Source organism: Rasiella rasia (assembly GCF_011044175.1).
Lineage (GTDB): Bacteria > Bacteroidota > Bacteroidia > Flavobacteriales > Flavobacteriaceae > Marinirhabdus > Marinirhabdus rasia.
Map to the genome: position 1 here is coordinate 924,851 of NZ_CP049057.1, position 26,248 is coordinate 951,098.

At 38.7% G+C, this 26,248-nt stretch carries 19 protein-coding genes, 1 tRNA gene and 1 other RNA gene; 10 read left to right on the forward strand and 11 right to left on the reverse strand.

The genetic code is table 11. The annotated features are described in order from the left end of the window. Window positions 1-150 precede the first annotated feature (150 nt). Complete coding sequence (locus tag G5B37_RS04310) at window positions 151-1,158, forward strand: M28 family metallopeptidase (RefSeq protein WP_164678839.1); 1,008 nt, start codon at window positions 151-153, stop codon at window positions 1,156-1,158. 68 nt (window positions 1,159-1,226) lie between these two features. On the opposite strand, the gene G5B37_RS04315 is transcribed toward G5B37_RS04310, so the two are convergent. Continuing rightward, complete coding sequence (locus G5B37_RS04315; protein WP_164678840.1) at window positions 1,227-2,708, reverse strand: PKD domain-containing protein; 1,482 nt, start codon at window positions 2,706-2,708, stop codon at window positions 1,227-1,229. 150 nt (window positions 2,709-2,858) lie between these two features. Between G5B37_RS04315 and G5B37_RS04320 the strand changes: the two genes are divergently transcribed. Continuing rightward, the gene (locus G5B37_RS04320) at window positions 2,859-4,217 is read left to right on the forward strand and encodes a cytochrome-c peroxidase (protein ID WP_164678841.1); all 1,359 of its coding nucleotides are present in this window, start codon (window positions 2,859-2,861) and stop codon (window positions 4,215-4,217) included. Here G5B37_RS04320 and G5B37_RS04325 read toward each other — a convergent pair. The 3 genes from G5B37_RS04325 to G5B37_RS04335 all read right to left on the reverse strand — a co-directional run bounded on the left by G5B37_RS04325 (window position 4,214) and on the right by G5B37_RS04335 (window position 7,982). Then, window positions 4,214-5,767, reverse strand: a complete 1,554-nt coding sequence (locus G5B37_RS04325) for a hypothetical protein (RefSeq protein WP_164678842.1) — start codon at window positions 5,765-5,767, stop codon at window positions 4,214-4,216. The genes G5B37_RS04320 and G5B37_RS04325 overlap by 4 nt on opposite strands. Window positions 5,768-5,918: 151 nt before the next feature. Further along, window positions 5,919-6,788 carry a carboxypeptidase-like regulatory domain-containing protein gene (locus tag G5B37_RS04330; RefSeq protein ID WP_164678843.1) on the reverse strand — a complete coding sequence of 290 codons (870 nt, stop codon included), beginning with the start codon at window positions 6,786-6,788 and terminating at the stop codon, window positions 5,919-5,921. 156 nt (window positions 6,789-6,944) lie between these two features. After that, window positions 6,945-7,982: a glutaminyl-peptide cyclotransferase gene (locus tag G5B37_RS04335; protein WP_164678844.1), complete on the reverse strand. Its 1,038-nt coding sequence runs from the start codon at window positions 7,980-7,982 to the stop codon at window positions 6,945-6,947. Between the two features lie 88 nt (window positions 7,983-8,070). On the opposite strand from G5B37_RS04335, the gene ffs reads away from it, so the two are divergent. The 3 genes from ffs to fsa all read left to right on the forward strand — a co-directional run bounded on the left by ffs (window position 8,071) and on the right by fsa (window position 9,885). Beyond that, window positions 8,071-8,169, forward strand: an RNA gene (gene ffs, locus G5B37_RS04340) — signal recognition particle sRNA small type. A gap of 128 nt (window positions 8,170-8,297) precedes the next feature. Beyond that, window positions 8,298-9,104 (forward strand): SDR family oxidoreductase, encoded by an 807-nt coding sequence (locus G5B37_RS04345; protein WP_164678845.1) that lies wholly within the window; start codon window positions 8,298-8,300, stop codon window positions 9,102-9,104. Between the two features lie 127 nt (window positions 9,105-9,231). Then, on the forward strand, window positions 9,232-9,885 hold the full coding sequence (gene fsa, locus G5B37_RS04350; protein WP_164678846.1) for a fructose-6-phosphate aldolase: 654 nt from the start codon (window positions 9,232-9,234) through the stop codon (window positions 9,883-9,885). A 53-nt stretch (window positions 9,886-9,938) separates the two neighbouring features. On the opposite strand, the gene G5B37_RS04355 is transcribed toward fsa, so the two are convergent. The 4 genes from G5B37_RS04355 to G5B37_RS04370 form a co-directional block, all read right to left on the reverse strand. After that, a complete protein-coding gene (locus G5B37_RS04355) occupies window positions 9,939-13,397 on the reverse strand; it encodes a TraB/GumN family protein (RefSeq protein ID WP_164678847.1) in 3,459 nt (1,152 codons plus the stop codon). A gap of 160 nt (window positions 13,398-13,557) precedes the next feature. Then, window positions 13,558-13,633, reverse strand: a tRNA-His gene (locus tag G5B37_RS04360). Between the two features lie 75 nt (window positions 13,634-13,708). Beyond that, on the reverse strand, window positions 13,709-14,425 hold the full coding sequence (bshB1, locus tag G5B37_RS04365) for a bacillithiol biosynthesis deacetylase BshB1 (RefSeq protein ID WP_164678848.1): 717 nt from the start codon (window positions 14,423-14,425) through the stop codon (window positions 13,709-13,711). After that, a complete protein-coding gene (locus G5B37_RS04370; protein WP_164678849.1) occupies window positions 14,422-15,588 on the reverse strand; it encodes a trans-sulfuration enzyme family protein in 1,167 nt (388 codons plus the stop codon). The genes bshB1 and G5B37_RS04370 overlap by 4 nt, the downstream gene beginning before the upstream one ends. Before the next feature lie 64 nt (window positions 15,589-15,652). Here G5B37_RS04370 and hutI point away from each other — a divergent pair, with 64 nt between their 5' ends. Genes hutI through G5B37_RS04390 form a run of 4 tightly spaced genes read left to right on the forward strand, consistent with a single transcriptional unit; the run spans window position 15,653 to window position 19,192 of the window. Then, window positions 15,653-16,891 carry an imidazolonepropionase gene (hutI, locus tag G5B37_RS04375; protein WP_164678850.1) on the forward strand — a complete coding sequence of 413 codons (1,239 nt, stop codon included), beginning with the start codon at window positions 15,653-15,655 and terminating at the stop codon, window positions 16,889-16,891. Continuing rightward, window positions 16,891-17,886, forward strand: coding sequence for a formimidoylglutamase (locus tag G5B37_RS04380; RefSeq protein WP_164678851.1), 996 nt, complete (start codon window positions 16,891-16,893; stop codon window positions 17,884-17,886). The genes hutI and G5B37_RS04380 overlap by 1 nt, the downstream gene beginning before the upstream one ends. A 4-nt stretch (window positions 17,887-17,890) precedes the next feature. Next, entirely contained in the window at window positions 17,891-18,346 is a 456-nt protein-coding gene (locus G5B37_RS04385; RefSeq protein ID WP_164678852.1) for a GNAT family N-acetyltransferase, read from the forward strand. 39 nt (window positions 18,347-18,385) lie between these two features. Next, window positions 18,386-19,192 (forward strand): MBL fold metallo-hydrolase, encoded by an 807-nt coding sequence (locus tag G5B37_RS04390; RefSeq protein ID WP_164678853.1) that lies wholly within the window; start codon window positions 18,386-18,388, stop codon window positions 19,190-19,192. A 47-nt stretch (window positions 19,193-19,239) separates the two neighbouring features. Here the strand turns inward: G5B37_RS04390 and G5B37_RS04395 are convergent, their stop codons facing one another. Continuing rightward, a complete protein-coding gene (locus tag G5B37_RS04395) occupies window positions 19,240-21,270 on the reverse strand; it encodes a S9 family peptidase (protein WP_164678854.1) in 2,031 nt (676 codons plus the stop codon). An 87-nt stretch (window positions 21,271-21,357) separates the two neighbouring features. On the opposite strand from G5B37_RS04395, the gene G5B37_RS04400 reads away from it, so the two are divergent. Beyond that, entirely contained in the window at window positions 21,358-23,904 is a 2,547-nt protein-coding gene (locus G5B37_RS04400) for a VPS10 domain-containing protein (RefSeq protein WP_164678855.1), read from the forward strand. A 59-nt stretch (window positions 23,905-23,963) separates the two neighbouring features. Here the strand turns inward: G5B37_RS04400 and ettA are convergent, their stop codons facing one another. Then, complete coding sequence (ettA, locus tag G5B37_RS04405; protein ID WP_164678856.1) at window positions 23,964-25,655, reverse strand: energy-dependent translational throttle protein EttA; 1,692 nt, start codon at window positions 25,653-25,655, stop codon at window positions 23,964-23,966. A gap of 107 nt (window positions 25,656-25,762) precedes the next feature. Then, window positions 25,763-25,939: a CAL67264 family membrane protein gene (locus G5B37_RS04410; protein ID WP_263649861.1), complete on the reverse strand. Its 177-nt coding sequence runs from the start codon at window positions 25,937-25,939 to the stop codon at window positions 25,763-25,765. Window positions 25,940-26,248: the final 309 nt, after the last annotated feature.

Sequence of the window (26,248 nt, forward strand, 5' to 3'; positions counted from 1 at the left end):
GATTTATAAGTGGTTTATTTAGGGTACATCATACCGTATGAGACGAATACATCTTTATTTTTTTATTAAAAACTCTTAATTATTTCTGAAAATTAATACCTACCTAATTGCAAAATGTATCTTTACCTTCTATACTAAATTTAAACTTCAATGAAATTATTACTCATCTCTAGTTTCGCTTTGCTGGCTGTGGCTTGTAACTCTACAAAAACCGCGGAAACTAAAAAAATGACGCCGGTAGATTATGCAAACACAATCACCGCAGAAGACTTAAAAACACATTTATACATCTTCGCTGACGATAAAATGGAAGGTCGTATGACAGGAAGCGACGGACAAAAATTAGCCGCCGAATACCTTCGTAATTTTTACCAAGATCAAGGCATTGCTGCTCCTGTAGAGCCCAATAATTATTACCAAAATATCCCTGCAGAATATTTCAGCAGAATGAAAACTCCTGCCGCTTCAGAAAACGTCGTGGCATTTATTAAAGGAAGTGAAAAACCCGATGAAATCATTGTACTTTCTGCACATTATGACCATGTAGGTATGGAAAATGGCAAAATTTTTAACGGTGCCGATGACGATGGTAGTGGTACAGTGGCCATGCTTGAAATGGCAGAAGCCTTTCAAAAAGCAGTAAAAGAAGGGAACGGCCCAAAACGCTCTATCCTGTTCTTGCATGTAACCGGTGAAGAAATTGGGTTGTACGGTTCTAAGTATTATACAGAAAATCCAATCTTCCCGCTTGCTAATACTGTTGCCAATTTAAACACAGATATGATTGGTCGTATAGACCCAAATAAAAAAGATAACCCAAACTACATTTACCTTATTGGTAGCGACAAATTAAGTCAAGGGTTGCACGATTTATCTGAAAAAGTTGCTGCTAAGTACAGCGATTTAGAACTAGACTATACATTTAATGATGAAAATGATCCTAATCGTTTTTACTACCGAAGTGATCATTACAACTTTGCAAAAAACAACGTACCTATTATTTTCTATTTTAATGGAGTACACGAAGATTACCACCAAGCAACCGATACACCAGACAAAATTGAATATGAGTTAATGGCAAAAAGAACGCAGCTTATTTTTCATACCGCTTGGGAAATCGCAAACCAAGAAGAGCGAATTACAGCAGATAAGTTGTAATACTTCAAATAAAACACAAAAGGCGTTCTGTAGAGGAACGCCTTTTTTTATGCCTACATACGGCGTAATTATTTTTTTATAATTTTTTTCTGTTGTGTACCAAAATCGCCAGTGGCTTGCAGGTAGTAGATTCCTTCGCTTACTGCGGAAATATCTATAGATGCACTCGATTTAGATTCAAACACCAATTGTCCTAGGGTGTTATACAGCGCTATGCTGTTGATAGTGGCATTAGATTTTACAAACAAGGTTCCTTGTGTTGGATTAGGATACACTTGAAAGGAAATTTCAGCAAGATTAGAAACACCTAAAACTTGCTCTACGGTCACCTCGTATGATATTTCATCCCAACTTTTAATATCATTTTCAATATAGAGTTTTACATTATATGTGCCATCTGCAGCGTAGGTATGCACAGGGTTTTGTAGTGTAGAGGTTGAACCATCTCCAAAATCCCACCACCAAGCTAGTGCTCCATCGCTGGTGTCTGTAAAAGTTACGTCTAAACTTCCAGGTGTATCACTTATAAAATCTGCTATAGGTTTATGCTGTAGCCAAAGAAAATTAACCGATTTATTTACAATCTCGTCCCAAAATGCATTAGGCGTTCCAGGCCAATTCCCGTTATCGGTACCGTGAAATTCATGCCCTTCTCCAGTTACAAAATAAGTTTCTTTATTGGTAAAATTTAAGGTCTCTAACTTGTCATTGATTGGGTTGCTTCCGTATACATCCGGAAATGGAGGAAACCCAAAAGGAGGGCCTACTTCAAAAGCAACAGTTGCATCTTCGGTTCCATGCGCCATAAAAATTGGAGTTGTATCGTTGGCTTTAATTAAATCTGGAGTTTGTACGGCGCCCCAAAGGGCTAAAATACCGTCGGGCTGCCCATTCTCTCCTAAATTTAGGCCTACGTCTACGGGTCCCATATCGGGGCCAGTATGAAAAAACGGAAAGATGGCATTATTATACGACACAGCTTCTGTTTCGCTTGGTTTTTCGTCGGGGTCGTTCATATAAGCGTCATGCAAGACAATAAAAGCACCTGCACTGCTTCCGCCCATATACACTTTTGTTGGGTCTATACCGTAGGTTGCGGCGTTAGCACGTAAATAACGAACCGCAGCACGACCGTCTTGAATGGCGCGATACACGGCTCTAGTACCATGCATGGGCACATTAGACAATACATAAAAACTCTTTCTATAGTCTATAGTGGCAGTCACATAACCTTTCCGCGCAAGCGAATCGCAAAAAGCGACCATGTCTTCATGATTCCTGTTGCCATTGAGGAAACCGCCCGAATGTGCAAAAATTACAGCAGGACGTAATTCAAAATCATCTCCTTCGGGTAGGTATAAATCCATTACTAAGTCGGCATTGGTCGTATTGCTCTCATCGTGGTATGGGAAATTAATAGCAGGAGCATTTCCGTAGACGATATCGGCTACTTTCTCTGCAGAAGGAAATAGCGTATTGGTATATCGATACTCTTGAGCATTGCCTAAAATCGACACAAAAACGAATAGGAAGAATAATAATTTTTTCATGGATAGATTTTCAATAAATGGAACAGACATGTAAAATAGGAAAATTTACAGAAGTCCCTTCTTATTTTATAAACTTATGAGATTTGAAAATGAGTTTTTCTCCATGTTGTCAAAATTTTCTACATTTAGGCAACTAACAACTGAACCTGTATGAAATCGTATTACTATATTTTTATTTTTTGCTGCGGCTTTTTAGTCTCATGCCAACAAGATGAATACACGCCTGCACCAACGCAACTAGATAACGAGCTTGCGTTACTCCTAAAAGAACGGTCTGAGGGGGAAGGCAATACCTTCTTTATGTTACCTGATTCTGGTGATTATTCAAGCATTCCACAAGATCCCTTAAATCCAATTACGGCAGAAAAAGTTCGTTTAGGCCGGCTTTTGGTACACGAAACAGCTACTGGAGGTAATCCAAAAATAGCGAACAACAAATACACCTACGCCTGTGCTAGCTGTCATCCAGCAGCTTCTGGGTTTTCGGCAGGTATACGCCAAGGTATAGGTGAAGGCGGTATAGGTTTTGGTTTTAAAGGAGAAGGCAGAGTAGCTATGGATGAAAATTCTATGCCTAGAGACAGCATAGATGTACAACCTATAAAACCCCCTACCCTAATTAATGTTGCGTACCAAACCGTAGCATTGTGGAATGGCGCACTAGGAGGCACAGGAATTAACGCACCCTACGTTCAACAAAACGCTGCTGCAGTACCAGAGAACTTATTAGGGTACCAAGGAGTAGAAACGCAAGGAATGGCTGGGCAGGTCATGCATCGTTTAAAGATTGATGAAGAATTTGCCGAAGAATTTGGGTATAAAACTTACTTCGATAGCGCTTTTCCATCTGTTCCTGTAGAAGAACGCTATTCACTGCTCAACGGTGCCTTGGCGATTGCAGCTTTTAATAGAACGGTTTTAGCCAACCAAGCTCCGTGGCAGGATTGGTTACGAGGCGATACCGAAGCACTAACTGCCGATCAAAAGAAAGGAGCACTCTTGTTTTTTGACAAAGCCCAATGCTACCAATGCCATACAGGACCTGCATTAAAATCTGAAGGTTTTTACGCTTGGGGATTGTTTGATTTTAATCCAGAAGAAACCATCATATTCGACCCGTCCTTGCGTTCATTTAATATTGAAACCCAATTGGGAAGAGGTGAATTTACAGGGCGTGAGCAAGACAATTTTAAATTTAAAGTACCAACCCTCTACAATTTAAAAATGAACAAATTTTATGGGCATGGCGGTTCTGTAACAAGCGTTAGAGAGGTTGTAGCTTATAAAAACGCTGGAATAAAGCAGAATGCAGAAATACCTGATACTCAATTAGCACCACAATTTGGAACCACAAACCTTACGACCGAAGAAATAGACCTTTTAGTTGATTTCTTAGAGAATGGTTTATACGATGCTACCATAGCACGTTACGCACCCGCTGCTGTGCTATCTGGAAACTGTATTCCTAATAACGATCCGCAGTCGAGAATAGATTTAGGATGTGATTAATCTCCGTCTGGATCTGGAAATTCTGTAGCTTGATATGCACCTGCATCTGGAGCCGCGGCTGTGTTTCGCGGAGTACCATTTAAATCTAAATCTGGCCCTACGCCTGGCGCACCAATACCTTGTGCTCCTGAAGTACCTAGTTCAATATTGAAATTGTTATTCTCGGTATCTTGAAACAACGGGTCTTCATTTCTTACGATTTCAGTATACAATGAGGGATTGCCAAACTGGTATTCAGGAATTTCGGTAAACTCATTGTTGGGGTCTTCAAAGCGAATTAAACTATTACGAACATTAAACGTAAATGTTCCGCCCGGCTCATTAATAATAGCCAGCTCTCTTAATTCATTTCCGTAGATAATACAATTATTGAAATTTGCTTCAAAGGTGTCTGCAACTAAGATTTCATCTGGACTAACAATAAAAATATTATCTAATTGTACACTAGAGAAATTTCTGAAGCTGTTGGTCCAATAATTGGCAAACGTACAGTGGTTAAATTCGTAGCGACCACCAAAAGAGCATGCTAACGATGCCTGACCACTATTATTTATAACTACATTTTCTCCATACACATCGCCTGTAAATGCAATAAGCCCAGAAACAGCACTGTTGTAAATCTGAACATTACGAAGGTCGAGCGTTCTAGGTCCTGTATTATTATCCATTCTAATACCGGCAATTCCGTTTTTAATGGTTGTATAATTAAATTCGTGATCTACACTACCATCTGTAAGCCAAATAAAGCCCCACTGTCCGGGTACATCGCTAAAGGAAGGCTCTAGTCTATCTCCTTCAAAAATCACTTCGTTTTCTAGTGCTATTGGGTCTGTACTTGCTTCACCGTTTACTTTTATAGAGGCACCGCTAGCAACTAAAATTCCGCTGTTTTCGTGAAAATGAATCCGCGCCCCTGCATCTACCGTTAAGGTTTTGTCTTCTGGAACGGCGGCAAATCCATAAATTACATAGGGTTTTTCGTTTGTAAAGTTGAGTTCGGTATCATCTAGAAAAAAGCCTTCAATATCGAAAGCTCCTTCACCTTCACCAATGGTGAGTGTTTCAAACATACCATTACCTAAATCGTCTGGAAAGAGAAATACAGCATCTTGAATTAATGTTACTAATTCAACTTCTTGCCTACTACCTTGCCCATCAAAAACTAATTGATCTGTGTATAAAAATTGTGTGTCGTTATTAGATGCTGCAGCGATATCTAAGGTAGTTTCAATAAAGATAAAAATACTGTCTTGTGCGAGTACTTGAACGTCTGTAAAGCTCTTTCCTGGCACTCCGTCTACGTTTAAGCGATAATTAGAGGCCTCTCCCTGCGCTAAAGCTACGGTAGGTATACTAATATCATCGTCGGTTCTGTTGTAAACCTTGAGGTTGTAGGTGCTTGACCCAATATTGCTAAAAACGGTGTCTAGAAACACAGTGTCTTGAGAAAACTCTAAGTTACCAGTACTGGCTACAGTTTCAAAATCGTTTCTACAAGAACTCCATGTTATCACACAGGCCAATAAGGCAATGGCGTACAAATACTTCATTAAGCTAAATTTTCAGTAAAAATATAACTTTTTTATAAGGGGAATATTGTTTGGGACTCAAAGTTTGCATATTGAGGGTAAAAAGGAACGTTAGCTATAAAAAACAGGGCGCTACGCAACCAGTTAACTTAGAACTACCACATTAGCATGCTTATCTGTTTCCATCATTATTTTTAGACCGCTTTGCTTTTGCCTTTGCACGTTTTATTTTCATAAATTCTTTATGGTTACGCATGGCTTTTTCTGAATTGGTTTCTTCAGTTTTAGATTCTGTTAAATTTGCTCCAATTTCATCACCAAATGGCTTCGTGGTAGGGCCTTCTTCAAATTTTGACCCTCGTACACCAATACCCCCCATGATCACCATCTCGCCCATCATACTTAAATCTTCTTGAAGCTGAAGGTTAATACTGTTTGATACATTTGAAATTAAAATTTCTTTCGATATATAACCTACGTTAGAAAACACTAGTGTTTGTTTAGGCGCTACTTCGATGGTGTAGTTACCTTCAAAATCTGTCTGGGTTCCTTTAGCCGTACCTTTAATTAAAACATTAACTCCAACCAAGGGCAATTTGTTGATATCTGTAACGGTTCCTATAATAGTCACTGTTTTTGTTGAATCTGAAACCGTCGGTGTTTTAGTAGTGATTTGAGCATTAGACTGCATGCTACCAATTCCTAACGAAGTAAATTCCTTTTGTTGGGGTTGCGCGACAGGATTTTTATTTGTAGTGGCGAATAGTGTAAATGGTATTAAAAAAGAAGCCGCTAAAGGCGCAAAACGATGTGTAGTTTTTCGCTCTAAGGTTAATTTACGATTTAATTGAGACGGTATAAATTTTCCGCAGACATTGTTATTTTTTAAAACATGTGTAACGATAGCTTCATCTGTAGCCCCTGTAAAGTCTATCACTTCTTTTGTACATGCTGCACAAAATTTACCTTTCTCGGTAGGAGACATAGCTGCCCAATCTTCCTGACAGGGTTCAGCAATACTAACTGTGATTGATTTTTTCATGAGTGTGTTTTAGGTTAATGCTGATACAAATCACCTAAAATTTCCGAAGCATAAAAAAGACCAATGAGTAAACAGGACGTTTTATTGAGGGAACATGGAGTATAAACTTAAAGCTAAAGAAGAATAGCATTTTTTGAAGTATGAATCAGTAAGCCCTTACTTTTTTACTACTTCAATTTTAAAAAGCTTGTCCCAGTTTTTACCAGTTACGTATAAAATATTTGGTTCGCCTTTGTAGGCTATGCCGTTAAGTACGTCTAATTTTGGATGCTGGGTTACGTTGGCTTTCAACCCTTTTAAGTTAACAACCCCTTCTACGGCGCCAGTTTGCGGATTTACAATAGCAATGGCGTCTTTTTTATAAACGTTGGCATAAATACGGTTGTCTACCCACTCTAATTCGTTAATGGTGTCTATCTTACTTTTATTGGTGTACACCTCTATGTAGCTCTTTTCTGCCAGCGTTTCTTTATCGAGCGTCCAAATTTTTTCGGTACCGTCGCTCTTATAAATTACCTTTCCGTCGTTGCACAATCCCCAACCTTCTTTACTTTCTCCATACACAAATGTGCCCGTTTTTTCAAAGGTGTTTTTGTTGTAAATAAATCCGCTACCACTTCTCCAAGTTAGCTGATATATTTTATCATCAACAATTGTAAGTCCTTCTCCAAAATAGCGATCGCCAATGGCGAGACTTTCAAGAACGCTCCCAGTGGTTACATCTGTTTTACGCAATGTAGACTCTTTAAACTGGCCGGTGCTCTCGTAGAGTGTATCGTTACTAAATTCTAGGCCTTGGGTATAGGCATTTTGGTCATGCGGATAGGTTTCAAGTATATTGTACGAGAAAATTTCTGGTTTGTTTGGTGCTACAATGGTAATTGTCTTTTCTACGGAAATATCTTTGCCGTCTACTGTAGCCGTACCTGTAATAGTATGCTTGCCCATCTTTTGCTGAGTTAACGGAATAGATGACCCTACAATTTCGGTATCGTTAAATTTAAATTTTGTTGTTGAAATCGTTACATTCTTTTTATTCTGAAGCGAAACCGAAATAGTTTCAGCAGGGGTATACGTTTTCTGTTCGTCTTGAATTTCTACAGAAAAATAAGCATTCGGGTTCTTTATTTCTTCTTCGCAACTCACCAAAAAGATGCTTAAAAATATGAAGATGATACCGTTATAAAATTTCATAGCATGTAATATTTTAAACGCAAGATAGCCAATAATAATTGATGTTAAAAATGCTTGTAAAAGCATTAAATGTGCCTTATATTTGCACCGGCAAGTCCTACACAACTAGCTCCTGTTGAACCCCCCAGGGCGGGAACGCAGCAAGGGTAGACGGTCGTAGCAGTGTGATGTAGGTAGCTTGCCATTTTTTATGCCCTAAAGTCTCGTTATTTTTGTTGCCTAAATCCTTCAGAAACTTCTTAAAAAAGGGCATTTACTAAATAAATTTTGGAATACTAATTACAAGTGCGCATCTTTGTGCCACACAACAGACCTATGGCAAAAGTTGTATTTATTACAGGAGCTTCTTCAGGAATAGGAAAAGCTATTGGCTGTTACCTTCATAACAAAGGGTATGTTGTCTACGGAACTAGTAGGAGTCCTGAAAAATACAAAGATGCTATTCCTTTTACTTTAGTGCCGCTAGATGTTACGCAACCCGATACCATTACTGCTGCTGTGGCACAAATACTAGCCAATTCTGCTACCATAGATGTGCTTGTAAACAATGCGGGCGTAGGAATTACTGGACCAATTGAAGAAACCCCAACCGACGAAATTAGGAACGCCTTTGAAACAAATTTCTACGGCCCCTTAAACGTGATAAAGGCTGTATTGCCACAAATGCGTAAACAACGTAGCGGTCATATTATAAATATTACTTCTATCGCAGGTTATATGGGGCTTCCCTATCGCGGGATTTACAGTGCAACTAAAGCAGCGCTGGAAATTACAACAGAGGCTTACCGAATGGAAACTAAGCAGTTTGGTATACAAATGACCAATGTGGCACCAGGCGATTTTGCAACAAATATTGCCGCTGGACGTTATCATGCCCCTGTCTTAGAAGATTCACCCTACAAAAATGCCTACGGTGCTACGCTAGAAACAATGAATGCGCATGTAGATGCAGGAAATGATCCAGACGAAATGGCAAAAGCCATAGAACGCATAATTGAGACCAAACATCCTAGAATTCATTACAAAGTAGGTGCGTTTATACAGAAATTCTCTATTGTACTAAAGCGTGTATTACCAGGCAAGACGTATGAAAAGATGCTCATGAAACACTATGACCTCTAAATCATAATCTATCCTACTGAGCCTGCCCAAGTGTAGCACTCACCACTAATTTATCACAAGTTATCGACATTCGTTTTTATCGCATCTATATCTTCTTATTTTTGCTGAAACCTTAACTCATAATCCTATGAAATTTTTCATCGATACTGCCAACTTAGACCAAATTCGCGAAGCCCAAGATTTAGGCGTTTTAGATGGTGTAACTACCAATCCTTCATTAATGGCTAAAGAGGGTATTTCTGGAACAGATAATATCTTAAAACATTACGTAGACATTTGTAATATTGTAGATGGCGATGTGTCTGCCGAAGTAATTTCGACCGATTTTGAAGGGATGGTTCGAGAAGGAGAACAACTGGCAGAATTACATGACCAAATTGTGGTTAAAGTACCAATGATAAAGGAGGGAGTAAAAGCTATTAAATATTTTACAGACAATGGTATTCGTACCAATTGTACCTTAGTATTCTCTGCAGGACAAGCACTTCTTGCAGCAAAGGCTGGAGCCACTTATGTTTCGCCTTTTATTGGAAGGCTAGACGACATCTCTACAGATGGTCTTAACCTTATTGCTGAAATACGTCTCATTTATGACAACTACGGTTTTGAGACGCAGATACTAGCAGCAAGTGTACGCCATACTATGCACGTCTTAGAATGTGCGAAAATTGGTAGTGATGTAATGACCGGACCTCTTTCTTCAATAGAAGGGTTACTAAAGCACCCACTAACCGACATAGGACTAGCAAAGTTCTTAGCAGATTATAAAAAAGGAAACTAGTAGTTGGTAGCAACCATTATGCTCTTCTATGCTTTATAGAATAGAAGAGCGCATTATTTTTTAATTAATTTACTCGCTGCCTGCTCCCAATTTTCATCATTATATCCTTCCCAATCCATGAAGGATGTAAAAGGTTCTAAGGACTCTAAATTGATAGTTCCGCTCTTTACTACACCTAAATAATCTATATTATCACTTAGATAGGTGGCTGTATAGACATGATATATTTCGCCTTTGTAAGTGAACTCGCCGAGTGAATTTATTCTATCTGGATAATAACCAGAATCTTCGCCAGCATAATTATATAGTGACAGCTTTCCAAATTCAACAACATCTAAATATTTTGCAGTTATTTGTTCCTTATTATTAGTCTCAATGAGCGCTTCCATTAGCTCATAACGTGAATAAAAATTTTCGAGCTTATCGTTAAGAACAGTTGATGAAATTTTTACTTTTCGTTTCAATGCCACAATTAACGCTCTTACACTAATCCACGATTTTTCTTCGGTGCTCTCCCCAATTGTTAGTAACGCACGTTTTGTGCTTGCATTTAAGGTATCTGTATTGTTTACCAAGGTGAGATAATTTGAAATGAGACCATAAGTTAGGTACTGAAATTTTTTTCGTTGTAACGTATCTACATACTTTTTAGCATCGGTTTCAAAATAAGACAGTATCTCATCTGTATACTTTTTAAGTGTTGGGGCATTTATAGAATCGTAACTAATTTGTTGTGCATACCTACTTACAATTTTATCTCTAAACTGCTCCTTTTCTAATAAAGATAGCAGCACTTCACTTTTTTTTAGCGCCAGCTCTGGTTTCTTCATTACGTTTTGAAAAACCGAATAATTTGCATCTTCTAGTCGTATTGGAGCTTTCGTCTTAAGCAATGAAAAATATTGCTCATAGGCTTCAGTGGTTCCTAGACTAGGAAGTACTTCCAGCACCTTTATTTTAGCAGCATTTGTACTGTAGGCTGCATTGTAAAACCGAACCAGCGTTTTAAGCGTTTTTTTACTGTTAATTGTGGCAAGCTCATCAATTATTAAATTCTTTACACTGTAATCGTCATCACTATCAATAAACTGGTAATCTAGTAGTGCGGCCAATTCTTTCTCCTCCTTTTCATCAAAAATATAATAGTCGAATGCTCCTTTCGCTTCCTCAAATACAATAGAATCTTTAGATTTTAAATTCTTAGAAATCAAGCTCATTTTAGATGCTTCCAGATCAAATTTTAATGCTCCACCTGTGATTTTGAAATTCTGAAAATATTGGTCTACTCGATCCATTTCAGCATCACCTACATAGGCCAACATTAATATCAGGTTTTTTCCATCAAGCAAAAATTCCATTTTTTGCCTAACGTGGGTATCCTTATTGTGCATTATAACTTGACGAGACGGGAGTCCGCCCAATAAACTTGACTTTGAGCTAATGATTGTGTCATTGTATTCCAGTAACTGTTGGGCGTAGTCATCATAAAACGTATCTAAGGATTCTGCATGCAGGTAAGGTTTTGTCTCAATCCATTGAAAGAAATAAGAACCCCCAGCTGCTTCGTCTAGAGCTACAAACCCCTTATTGTCTGTATAGGCATCTATTGCTCCGTACGCTATACTTTCGGTCTCTGTAACATGTTGAGGTAACTTTACCTCGTATCGATTATTAACTGAAATCACCGTATCAAGTTTAAGTGCCTGGTATGGTTCAAACTTGAAGGATTTTAAAAATGTATCATCTTCTAACACTTTTTCTTCTTCGTTAGTTTTTTGCGATAATATAAAATGAAAGCGATTTCCTCTAAAATAGGCTTCTGCCCGAGCATGAAAATTATCTCCAAAAATCACTTCATACGATGCGCCATTCACACCATCTCGCTCTATTGCTGTAGGACCGCTAATAACCTTTCCTCTAGAATTTAACAGTGTTTCAACTTGTTCATCAAAAATTGATGAGTCATTAATATAATAACCGTCCGGTTGATCATTGTAGCGTACAATATTGAAGGTTTCATTCTCTACATCTACAGTAGTATAAATAGTAAGTTTGTAAAAAATTTCTGGGTTTTCGGGTGCAGGAACTTCCCTAGACAAACTTTTAACCGCGCCTTTTACTTTTATAGAGTACGCTCCTAGCGCATCATTTTTTAATTCCCAAATCGGACTTGGTGCTTCTGGTTCGAAAAAAAGAATTGAATCAAAAAAAGCATTAGCGTATTGGGTTGTTAACTCATTTAGTTTGTTTTCAATTAAAAAAACATAAAGTATCTTATCAATTTCAAAGTATTGAGCCCTCATTGTTTCACCTCCAACTTTCATAATGGCTTCTGTTCCTGTTTTACCATCTTGCTGAATTTCTCTTCTGCTAAGTAACTCACTACCTTCATCGGCTAGTTGATTCTCAATAATCTTATTGATCATTTCCTTAGATCCGTCGTATTCTGAATTGCGATAATCTAAATGGAAATAGTTAAAAGTACCGCCCGAATAAAGGTCTGCAACCGTAAAACTCTCAACGTCGCCCATCATAGGAATAGCAAGTGCATCGCCAGGTGTTCTAACGCTGTAACCAGCTTTCTTATACCTGTTTTCTTTCCATGTTTCAATAGTTGGCGTTAGCTCGTATTCAAATTCGGGGTTTTTAAATGTAGCGGTAACAGCTCTAACATTATAGCCCTTTTTCTTTAGCAAGTCTAGCACCCCATCATTGCCAGGCAGATGTGCTGCACCTACGCCTGCGAATAGAGTTTTATCCTTCATTATAGAATCCATACTCTGTACGATGGTCTCATTTCGGCTTTTCATGACCGCATCAATAGAGCCTAATCCGTTTACCAGATAATAGATTTCTTCTAAACTTCCATTAAAATACAACTCAATTAATCGTTCTTGCTGTTGTTTTGCTTCAGCTTCATCTAAATCGATAAGCTGAAGTATATTTTCTCTGATTTCAGATTCGGGGAGTGTCTCAACTTCAGGGAATTGATCCTCTAGGGCTTCCAGTCCTGTGATTTCTTTATTAAAATGACTTGCAACCCCAAAGAGATGAACATCTAAGAACGTGCGCTTATCAGTTTCATTTTTAAATGATGGTGAAATGGCAGCCTCAATCATTAATGGATGCGACATTGGATAATCTTCTATAGAAGAGCCATTCACTTCCATAAACTTATTAGCTAGAAGCTCATATTCTTCTTCCGATAAGATTTTTCGATACATATTTTCTCCACCCTGTAACTTCTCAAAACGTTCGGAAAGTTCCCCACCTACAAGTGTTGGATCCAGTTCTAATGCAAAAACATCTGTCGCTTTAATTGCAGGTATGACCGAATCTGAAAATTTAAACACTCGCTCATCTTGCAAGTGCATGGTACCAAATACGTACGATTTTGAAGATTTGCCTTCTTTAGTAATCTCCCACAGGAGTTTATAATTGGACCTGTCTTGTCCGTAACTATACGTAATTAAACATACACCAATAAGTAGAAATAAGAGTCTTTTTTGCATAGAACAGAAACTAGAAATGTTGAGTAATTAATAATAAGAAGTAGCTAACTACACTCAACAAAGATGCATAGATATATCTAAAAAAATAGAAAACCAAGAGACTATTGGTTTTTACTTTTGCCCACAAAAAAACCTCCAAGTTTCCTTGAAGGCTTTCTTTGGGTGGAAGACGGGATTCGAACCCGCGACCCTCGGTACCACAAACCGATGCTCTAACCAACTGAGCTACAACCACCATGTAACTTTTCATCCGAAAAGCGGATGCAAATATACTTCAATTCTCACGCTTGCGCAATAGAAGAAAGATTTTTTTAAATCAAATCGAAAATAGAGTCTACCGCAGGCAATCGTTCTACCGTAAACCCTTCAGCAGCTTCGGTACCAATGAGTCTCCCCAAGTTTCTATTTCGGTACAACATACTGTCTGTAGCATTTTTTGAAGAGATAGGTGTGTTTGGCTCGTCTGAATCTGGATCAAAAAACTGGCTCTTGTAGGCGAAAATTGCCTGCATCTTCTGTGCTTCATAGCCAGAAATATCTACCACAATATCTGGAGTTAGTTCTTTCCATTGAATATAATGGTAAACTTGCTTAGGTCGCCACGCATGCTGGTGATTCCCTTGATGTATCGTTTCAATTTTTGCGAGTCCGCTTAAAAAACAGGCGTCACTTACCAACTTACTACCTTTACCATGATCTATATGCCTATCGTCTACGGCATTGCACAACACAATGTCTGGACAATATTTTCTAATAATTTTAATCACTTCCAGCTGAGTAGCGTGGTTGTTTTCAAAAAAGCCATCGCCAAATCCTAAGTTATGTCGTTTAGAGACTCCTAAGATTTTAGCGGCGTCCTGCGCTTCAACGTCTCTAATTTCGGCGCTGCCCCTTGTTCCTAATTCGCCTCGGGTTAGGTCTAAAATCCCGACCTTTTTTCCGTTAGCTATTTCTTTGGCTATGGTACCGCCAGCACTCATTTCTACATCATCTGGATGTGCGCCTACGGCTAATATATCTAGTTTCATACAAGTTCTTTGTTTACTACGGCTTCAAAAGCCTGCTCTATATCTTCAACGAGATCCTTCTTTTCTTCAATTCCTACTGAAAAACGCAGCAAATTATCTGAAATGCCTTGATGTGTTCGTTCTTCCGCAGTTAATAAAGCATGGCTTGTTTTTGCAGGCGACAAGATTGTAGATTCTACTCCTGCCAAGCTCATAGATTGCTTAATTAGTTGTAATGCCTCCATAAAGGCTTCTGGATTCACAGAGGGTATTAATTCAAATGAAAGCATGCCTGAGTAGCCTCGCATTTGCTTTCTTGCAAGCAAGTAGTCTGGATGCTCTTTTAATCCGGGGTAATATACTTTGGCTACTAATGGATGCTTTTGCAACCATTTTGCCATTTTCTTTGCATTTCTATTTTGAGCTTTTACCCGCAGCGCCATCGTTTTTAAACTTCGCTCTAGCAACCATACAGTGTAGTCGCTTAAACTACCTCCTATATTTTTAGACAGGTTCCAGATTTGTTCCATATGCTTGTTACTTGCCGCTACAGCACCAGCGCATATATCGCTATGCCCTCCCATATATTTAGTCGCACTATGAATAATAATATCTATTCCGAAATCGGCTGGGTTCTGATTAATAGGCGAGGCAAATGTATTATCGATAATAGACACCAAATTATGTTCTCTTGCAATTTTCGAAATCATTTCTAAATCTGTTAGTAACATCAATGGGTTACTTGGTGTTTCAACATAGATAACTTTCGTATTAGTTTGCAACGCACTTCTGAAATCTGCTTCAGAAAAGCCATTCGCAAACGTATATTCAATGCCAAATTTCTCGAACTCTTCTACCACAAAATTATAGGTACCCCCATACAAAGTTTTTTGTAAAACTATATGGTCTCCTTTTTGAAGAAATGCCAGCAAACTATGACTTACAGCCGCCATACCGCTGCCAAAAATCATTCCAGCTTCAGTATGCTCTAAGGCTGCTATTTTCTTGCCTAAAGCCTCTTGATTTGGTGTATTAAAGTAGCGCGGGTATCGTTTAACGTCTACATTTTCATACGCATACGAACTACTCATGTACAAAGGAGAAATTGCTCCTTTAAATTGTTCGTCTTTAAGCTCTCCCGCATGCGCGCAGATAGTATTCATGCCCATTTTATTCGATTTCATAATAGCGTAGATATTTTAAAGCTCTAAGGTATTAATTCCTTTCAAGGTTTGCTATATTTAACCAATGAAATTATTGTTACGAAATATCAAAGAACTGCTTCAAGTTAGAGAAGAAGCACCCTTAAAAGTCGCAGGTACTGCTATGAAAGAACTTCCAAGTATTTCCAATGCTTGGTTACTCATAGAGAACGACATTATTTCCGATTTTGGGGCCATGGCTACATTGCCTAAAATTTCCGCAGATAAAACTATAGACTGTACCGGTAAAATTGTACTTCCGTCGTGGTGTGATAGTCATACACATTTAGTATATGCCGGCAATAGAGAGCAAGAATTTGTAGATAGAATTAACGGACTTAGCTATCAAGAAATTGCTGAAAAAGGAGGTGGAATTCTAAACAGCGCTAAAAAATTACAGGAGACTTCAGAAGACAGCTTATACGCACAAAGCGCAGCTAGACTAGAAGAAGTCATGCGTCTAGGAACAGGAGCTATTGAGATTAAAAGTGGCTACGGGCTAACTACGCAAGCAGAACTTAAAATGCTGCGTGTTGCCAAACGCTTAGGCGAGAATTACCCCGTTGCCATTAAAACAACATTTCTAGGTGCTCATGCCGTACCCGCAGCATACAAAGGTGATAAAGAGGGATATCTCAATCTTATTATATCTGAAATGTTACCAAAAGTAGCTGCCGAAAAATTAGTCGATTATGTCGATATTTTTTGTGAAGAGGGCTACTTTTCTGTTGAAGACACCCATACACTATTAAGTGCAGCAAATGGGTACGGACTTATCCCAAAAATACACGTAAATCAATTTAATGCCATTGGGGGTGTGCAAGCAGGTGTTGCGCATGATGCGTTAAGTGTAGACCACCTAGAAGTAGTAACGAATGACGATGTTGCCGTTCTTAAAAACAGCAATACTATGCCGGTGGCACTTCCCTCCTGCTCATATTTTTTAAGCATACCATATACACCCGGTCGAAAACTTATTGATGCGGGGCTACCCCTAGCATTAGCAACAGATTACAACCCAGGTTCTACCCCTAGTGGCAACATGAATTTTGTGGTCGCTACTGCCTGTATAAAAATGAAACTTACCCCAGAAGAAGCCATTAACGCAGCAACTATTAATGGTGCGTATGCCATGGGACTAAGTCATTCTCACGGGTCTATAACCAAAGGAAAATCGGCTAGCGTAATTATTACCAAAGAGATTCCTTCTTATAATTATTTACCATACGCGTTTGGCAGTAATTGTATAGACAAAGTAATAGCTAACGGAGAAATTCTTGAGTAATGCTGAAATTTTATTCCAAAGAAATAATACTAGAACACACTAACATTCGTAAAGGCGAAACAAAACTTGGCGAAATAGCGCAAACGATTTCTCAATGGGAAGCTCTTAAAAATACGCCTCAGCAATATGCCTTAATTGGTATACCTGAAGATATTGGAGTTCGCGCTAATGGCGGAAAACCGGGAACTTCTGAAGCATGGAATGCCTGTTTACAAAGCCTCTATAACATTCAAAACAACACCTTTACAAAGCCTCAAAATTTAGTAATCCTAGGCGAAATTGACTGCGATGCAGAAATGTTGGAAGCAAGCAGGTACAACCCTAAAGATCCACAGTATCATCATCTGCTTGGTCTGTTGGTGGAGCAAATAGACACTAAAGTAAGCGAGGCAATACAACGTATTGTTGCCGCAGGAAAAACACCCATTGTTATTGGGGGTGGCCATAACAATAGCTACGGAAACTTAAGTGGAACCTCTAAAGCATTACACTCAACTATAAACTGTATTAATTTTGACGCCCACACAGATTACCGCACTCTAGAACACAGACACAGCGGAAATGGTTTTAGCTATGCGGCTGAAGATGGTTTCTTAGACAACTATTTTATTTTTGGATTGCATAGAAACTATACCTCTCAACAGGTTTTAGACAAGATTGATGCAGATGGACGTGTTCTTTTCAATAGGTTTGAAACAATTTCAATTCGGCAAGAAAAGACATTTTCTGAAGCAATGAAAGAAGCCGAAGAGCACTGCTGCAATAAACCCTTTGGACTTGAAATAGATCTTGATGCAGTTGCAAATATGGGTAGTAGCGCTATGACCCCTAGCGGATTTACACTAGAAGATTGCAGACGGTTTACACAATACTTTTCAGCTAAAGAAGCCTGTGCGTACATACATATCTGCGAAGGCGCACCAAATAAAGAAGCTTTTCCAGGGCAGGTAGGCAAAGGTCTAGCCTATCTGGTATCAGACATCATTGGACACTAACAGCATGAAAATTGTTCCTTTTCATACTGACTACGCTCAAGCTTTTTACAATTTGAACATAGCTTGGTTGGAGGCCTTATTTTATGTAGAAGCGTATGACAAGGAAGTACTGAGTAAGCCCGAAAAGTATATTATTAACCCAGGAGGACATATCTTTTTTGCTGTGGCAGACAAAACTGTTTTAGGCACAGTTGCACTTTTAAACCGTGGCGCTAACAGTTTTGAACTAACTAAAATGGCGGTACTCCCTGAGGCGCGTGGTAAAAATATTGGTCAGCAGTTAATGCAACACTGCTTAGATTTTGCGACCGAACAGAATTTTGAAAAGCTCTTTTTATACTCGCATAGAAAGTTAACTAACGCAATTCATATTTATCGAAAATATGGTTTTACTGAAATTCCGCTAGAAACACCTAATCCGTACGAACGCAGTAATATTAAGATGGCGTATTTTTTCTAAGCTGTAATTTCAATTTGTATCTTTATAAAAACTATAGCTATGAAAAAGTCACTTTACCTTCTATTATTATGCGTTGCCTTTGTGTCTTGCAAGGAGCAAACTACTAAAAATACAGAAACAGAGACAGCTACTGAAACTAGTTCTGAGATAGTAGAAAACTCAGGGCATTCGTTTAATGTAACGCCTATTTCGCACGCTACCATGGTTTTAGAGTGGGATGGTATTATACTATATGTTGACCCTGTAGGTGGCGCAGAAGCCTTCCAGGGGCAGCCAGAGGCAGATATCGTATTAGTAACAGACATTCATGGCGACCATTTTAATATGGAAACCTTAAATGCCGTTGCTATCAATTCAATTTCTATAGTTGCGCCTAAAGCGGTAGCCGATAAAATGGACGCGAGTATAACAGAACAAGTAATTGTACTAAACAACGGTGAAACAACTACGGTTCCTGACTTAGAGGGTTTTACTATTGAAGCCGTTCCTATGTATAATTTACGTGAAGAAGCATTAAAATACCATGAAAAAGGGCGTGGCAATGGTTATGTTATTGAAAAAGATGGTAAACGAGTTTATATTTCTGGAGATACGGAAGACATCCCTGAAATGCGAAATCTAAAAAACATAGATATTGCCTTTGTTTGTATGAATTTGCCGTACACTATGACGGTTCAAAAAGCTGCGAGTGCTGTTGTAGATTTTAAGCCTACTAAAGTATACCCATATCACTATCGCGGTACAGAGGGTTTAAGTGACGTAGGTGTCTTTAAAGCATGGATCATGAAATCGAGTGTAGGCCGTGAAATTGAGGTAGTACAATTAGATTGGTATCCTAATCAATAATTATTTATAATTCGACTACAGTGCATCATTCGAGTATATTGCACAGTTTATTGAAATTTTTCAAACCATGCTAAGGTGTGTGCCACCTTGGTAATTAAATTACTAGGTCGTGCCGCTATACCGTGCGAAGCTTCAGGAATTTCAACCAAAACGGTTTCAATTTTACGCAGTTTAAGGGCATGATACAATTGTTTAGCCTCGCTAGGCGGGGTACGCAAATCGTTCATACCTACCATAACCATAGTTGGAGTTTCTACGTTGCCAACTAAAGATATTGGCGAAAACTTCCAGTAGTTTTCAAAATTTTCCCAAGGTTGCCCGGGATATCTAGAATTGGCGTATCCATAATAGTTATCTGCTACCAACGTCTTACTAATCCAATTCATTACTGGCTTTGCAACTACTGCTGCTTTAAACTCATTTGATTTCCCTATCATCCATGCTGTCATAATTCCGCCAGCACTACCCCCAGTAACATACAATCGGTCTTTAGCAACAATTCCTTTATTAACTAGCTCGTGTACGCCGTCCATTACATCGTTGTAATCTTCGCCTGGGTAATTGTTGTACAAAAGATTACCAAATTCTTCTCCGTAACTCGTGCTACCACGCGGATTGGGATAAAAAACAACATAACCTGCTGCTGCGTACAATTGAATTTCGGCTGAAAAATGCGGACCATAATTTAAAATAGGACCCCCGTGATTTTCTACCAACAACGGATACTTCTTGGACGTATCGTAATTAGGAGGATAAACCACCCAGCCTTGTATTTTCCTTTGATCGAACGTTGACGTATACCACATTTCCTCTACCTCGCCTAAATCTCTATATGCTAATAAGTCTTCATTTAGTTGTGTTAATGTAGTCGTATTGTTTTTTTGGAATACGGCTACATCTGCTGGTCGATTCGCTTTAGATAAGGTATAGGCAATTGTATTATTATTGCTTACTGAAAAAGATCCGCTGGCATATGGACGCCCCAATGTTGTTCCCCCTACATTACTAACAAGCTCAGTTAGTTTTCCGTTTAGACTTAAATAACCAATTTTGGTGAGTCCTAAGTCGTTGTATTGTATGTACAATCCTTTACTATCACTAGCCCATATAGCGTTAGAGATACTTCTGTCCATAGCATTAGAAATCGCTTTTTTAGAAGATCCATCTGTATTCATTATGTGCAATACACTGGTCTGATAGGTTTGAACTTTATCTACAAACCCAATAAATGCAATATGCTTTCCATCTGGTGAAACTTTTGGTGCTCTATCTGGTCCCGGACTGGTAGTTAACGTCTTAATAAAACCTGACTGCACGTTTACAGCATAGACTTCACTATTTCTAAAATCGTATTCCCAGTCTTCATTTCGGTTAGAGGAAAAGTAAATTTGAGTACCATCGCTACCCCAAGACAGGCTACCCCCATGGTTAAAATCGCCAGAGGTAAGTTGCCTCGGCGCTCCTCCATCTGCTGGAATTGTGAAAATATGACTAAATCCAGGTTTTAAATATCCCGCTCCATCAGCTTCATGCTTTAGTCGGTCTGTAATTCGTGGTGCTTTAGCCCATTTAGCACCTTTAGGTTTTGCGGGCATTTTGGCTAAGACTGGCGCTTTGGCATTCACCTTCATGCTAAATGCAATGTGCGTTCCGTTGGGAGACCATGTAATATTTGAAGGGCTATTTTCAAGCTGTGTTAGTTTTGCAAGCGCACCAGAATTGGTCCAATACACATAAATTTCGCTTCCTTCTCCTTCACTACTTACAAACGCAATACGATTGCCGTCTGGAGACCAACGTGCCGATCCTTCATTTACATCTCTTGTAGTGAGCTTATGATGTGTTTTACCATCTGCACTAAGTAGCCAAAGGTTACCTTTAGAGCGATCCTTCATAATATCGAAACCTGTACGACGATAAATTACGAATTCACCATTAGGAGAAATTTGTGGGTCTCCTGCATATTCTAGCTGAAAAACATCCAGATATTCAAACGATTTCTGGGCTTGACCAACTAAAATTTCCGTAGTAAAAAGAAGAATAAAAACAATAAAAATGTATTGAGAATACGTACGCATGATAAAAGAGATTTAGAATTGAAAGATACAAGTTTTGATACGTTTCTCAAATTGTCTTATCTCCCTTATCTTTGAAAAAAAAGCACTATGAAATTTACATTCCTAAAAAGTATTGTTCTTGGGATATTTGCGGTACTATTATTTAGTTGTCACTCGAATAATGAAACAGCACCTGTAGCGAAGAAGTTTTCAGAAAACAATCAATACCCACTGGAGTGGATGTACAATCAGCGTGCTTATCCTGATAATTATATAAACAAGCAGGCAATGGTAGATGCTATTGCACAGACCAAAAGTATTCTTGCTGCAAGAAATATTGCAGGCGGTGACTGGGAATTTGTGGGGCCATTAAATACAGGAGGGCGTGTTACAGACGTGGCTATTTCGCCAGATAGTGATGACGTTTTATTTGTGGGTACTGCGGTAGGTGGTGTTTTTAAGACTACAGATGGCGGTGAAAATTGGACTCCCATTTTTGATGACATCGGAAAAGCGTCTATTGGGAATATCGCTATTGCACCTTCTAATTCGCAACGAATTTACGTAGGAACAGGAGAGGCTAATGGAAGTGCAACATCGGGAGCATTTTTTGGAGATGGCGTTTATCGATCTGATGATGGCGGGACTTCTTGGCAACATACCGGACTTGAAGATTCAGATCATATTGGTCGTATAGTAGTAGACCCAACAGATGAAGACAGAGCATTTGTTGCTGCAACTGGGACGCTATATGGGTATAACAATGAGCGAGGAATTTATAGAACTACAAATGCTGGAACCGATTGGGAACAGGTTTTATTTGTTACAGATTCTACAGCAGCTATCGATGTAGCAATGAACCCTGTAGATACCGATATTCTATTTGCAGCCACTTGGGAACGTACCCGCAAGCCATGGCAACGTGATTATGGCGGACTTACTTCTGGTGTATACCGATCATTAGATGGTGGAGATACTTGGGTAGAATTAGGTGCTTCAAACGGATTACCTGCTCCAGACGCTCAAACAGGGCGTATTGGATTGGCAGTTTCGGAGTCTAGCCCAAGCACTGTTTATGCGCGTTATACTACCAATGAAATAACGAATGTCTTTAATGGGCTGTATAAATCTACAGACAATGGAGACAATTGGACGCTTGTAACATTAGGAGAACTTAGTACTATTGATGCTTCGTTTGGTTGGTTCTTCGGAAATGTTCGTGTGAATCCAGAAGATGCAGACGAGGTTTTTGTTTTAGGGCAGCGCATTTTCAGAACTTCAAACAGTGGAACTTCGTGGCAAGAAATTAATGGTATGCATGTAGATCATCATGCCTTAGAATACTCTAAAAATAACAACAATTTTTTATTGGCAGGAAACGATGGTGGCGCTTATACTTCTACAAATGGCGGTACTACGTGGACAAAATTTACCAATTTACCGATTACCCAATTTTACAATATAGATGTAGATAATATTCAACCAAACAATGTGTACGGTGGGACTCAAGACAACAATACCATTAGAACACAATCTGGCGGTGCAACAGACTGGAATGCAGTTTGGGGTGGGGACGGATTTCATGTAAACATAGACCCTGTAGATAACAACTTTATATATGTAGAGTCTCAATATGGTAATTTAGGTAGATCTACAAATGGTGGAAATACATTTGACAACGCTACAGCTGGAATTGACTTTGGAGCCGATAGAAATAATTGGAACACTCCAGTAATTATCTCTCCATTTAATACTGAAAAAGTATATTATGGAACCAATCGTTTGTACATTTCAGATCGTGCTGCATTTTGGAATCCTATAAGTCCAGACTTAACCGATGGTGCGCACCCAAGTGGATCACTTTCTTACGGTACGCTTACAGCAATTGCACCTTCCTATAACAACTTAAATGTAATTTACACTGGTAGTGATGATGGAAATGTAAATATCACTTTAGATGGAGGAACCACCTGGAACTCTATCAGCGCAGGACTACCTGACCGCTACGTTACTTCCATTGCGATTTCACCAAGTGACGATGCTACGGCCTATGTAACGTTCTCAGGGTTTGGATTATTAGACCAAACGCCACATGTCTTTAAAACTATTAACTCTGGACAAAGCTGGGTCGATATATCTAGTAATCTGCCAGACATACCGGTAAATGATATTATAATTAACGAACAAGACGGATTATTGCTTATTGCAACAGATGTTGGGGTATGGTACTCACATACAGACGGTGCAGTTTGGACAGTACTTGGTGATAATTTACCACTTACCGTGATGCGCGATATAAAATTACACAAACCTACTAACACCTTATATGTTGGTACGTTTGGACGTTCAATTCATAAGTATTCCCTAGATAATTTAATTTTGGGGATAGACGATGTTACAGCAGCTTCGCAAGATTTTAGCATCTATCCGAATCCGTCGAATGACGCTTTCATGATTCAAGGAATTACTTCAGAAGATGAGGTTACCGTTAATTTATATGGAATTACAGGAATAATAGCAAAACGTTTGTTTCAAGGTAATGCCCAAATGGTAGCATCACAACGCTTTTCGGTAGCAGATCTTGTGAGTGGCGTGTATTTTGTTACTGTTAAGACAGGAAACCAAACAACGACTAAAAAATTACTTGTAAACTAATCAAAAAAAGCCCTCTTTCAAAATAAGGGCTTTTTTTATAATTCATACATTGTTGGTACTTAACGTACCAATTTCTTGTATTTAATTCGTTTTGGCAGTAAATCGCCGCCTAAACGCTTTTTCTTATTCTCTTCATACTCGCTAAAACCACCTTCGAAGAAATAGACTTGGCTATCACCTTCAAAAGCAAGAATGTGTGTACAAATTCTATCTAAGAACCAACGGTCGTGACTAATTACTACAGCACATCCGGCAAAATTCTCTAGTCCTTCTTCTAAAGCTCGAAGTGTATTTACGTCAAGATCGTTTGTAGGCTCATCGAGTAAAAGTACGTTACCCTCTTCTTTTAGGGTCATTGCTAAGTGCAGGCGGTTTCGCTCACCACCAGAAAGTAGTGAAACCTTCTTATTCTGTTCACTACCACTAAAGTTAAATCTACTTAAATACGCACGAGAGTTTACTTCCTTTCCGCCCATCATCACCAATTCTTGTTCGTCGCTAAAATTTTGCCAAATCGATTTTTCGGGATCAATATTTGCGTGTGCTTGGTCTACATAGGCTACTTTGGCAGTTTCACCAGTTTTAAAGGTTCCTTTATCTGGTTCTTCTTCTCCCATGATCATTCTAAAAATTGTTGTTTTACCAGCTCCATTAGGGCCAATTACACCAACAATACCAGCTTGTGGAAGGTTAAAATTTAAATCTTCATATAAAAGTTTGTCGCCATAAGCCTTGCTAACGCCTGTTGCTTCAATAACATTAGTTCCCAAACGTGGACCATTTGGAATATATATTTCTAACTTTTCGTCAAGCTGTTTCTGATCTTGACTCATTAGTTTATCGTAATTTTTAAGCCTAGCCTTTTGCTTGGTCTGTCTTCCTTTAGCTCCTTGGCGTACCCATTCTAACTCACGCTCCAGTGTTTTTTGACGTTTGGAAGCTGTTTTACTTTCCTGTGCCAAACGTTTCGATTTCTGATCTAACCAAGATGAATAGTTTCCTTTCCATGGTATACCTTCACCGCGGTCTAATTCAAGAATCCAGCCTGCTACATTGTCTAAGAAGTATCTATCGTGAGTAACAGCTATTACGGTTCCTTTGTACTGTGCTAAATGATGTTCTAACCAATGAACACTCTCTGCATCTAGATGGTTAGTAGGCTCATCTAATAGTAAAACATCAGGTTCTTGTAGCAGTAATCTACACAGTGCTACACGCCGACGTTCTCCACCAGAAAGGACTCCAATTTTTTTATCACCATCTGGGGTGCGCAGAGCGTCCATAGCAATTTCTAATTTTGTATCCAGTTCCCAGGCGTTTGCGGCATCAATTTCATCTTGTAATTCAGCTTGTCTTGCCATAAGCTTTTCCATCTTATCTGCGTCGCTGTACACTTCTTCTAGTCCGAACATATCGTTAATCTTGTTGTATTCATCTAGAATAGCAACTGTCTCTGCCGCTCCTTCTTTTACAACATCCATTACCGTTTTTTCAGGATCTAATTGCGGGTCTTGCTCTAAATACCCAACAGAGTACCCTGGAGCAAATACAACATCTCCTTGGTAGTTTTTATCTACACCCGCTATAATTTTTAACAAGGTAGACTTACCACTACCGTTAAGTCCGAGAATACCAATTTTTGCACCGTAGAAAAAACTTAAATAAATATTCTTAAGCACAGGTGTCTGTGCGCTTTTAAATGTCTTAGTTAAACCAGACATTGAGAAGATTACTTTTTTATCGTCACTCATTGCTTTAAGTTTATGGTTTGTTATGATTTTTTTTTGCTAGCCTAACACACTTTTTTGTTATCACAAGCATGACAGGATATATAGCTATAAATATGCAGCAGGTATCCTTACATTCTTCCTTTAAGTGCATTAAACACCCAAGCAATAGCAAAAAATCCAATTCCAACTGCTGCAAAGCCCCAGCCGGCTACATCGTCATATCTAAAGGCTCCAAGTGCAATCAACGCACAACCCATGATTATCATTATAAAAGTGGCCCAAGCCAGTACTGTATTTTTATTCATCATAATTTTTAATTTTCGGGCGTTTGCTAAGTTGGTATTGCTACCCTGATTTATTACGTATAAAACTTAGCTATTAAAAGCCTCAACCAAAGTTAGATTAGTGGTTGTGCACGGTACTGCACCACTATCCCAACTTATACGTAATCTTCAATTACGGGCGGACCCAACGCATATTAAGTTCACATTTCACTGAAACACAGTTGTTTTTCAAATAAATTTTAAATGATAAAAATTATATTTCAGTAAATTATTACAAGAACTAAATGTAGCTACACTATGGATGCATAGCTTGAAGCAAATATCGGATTT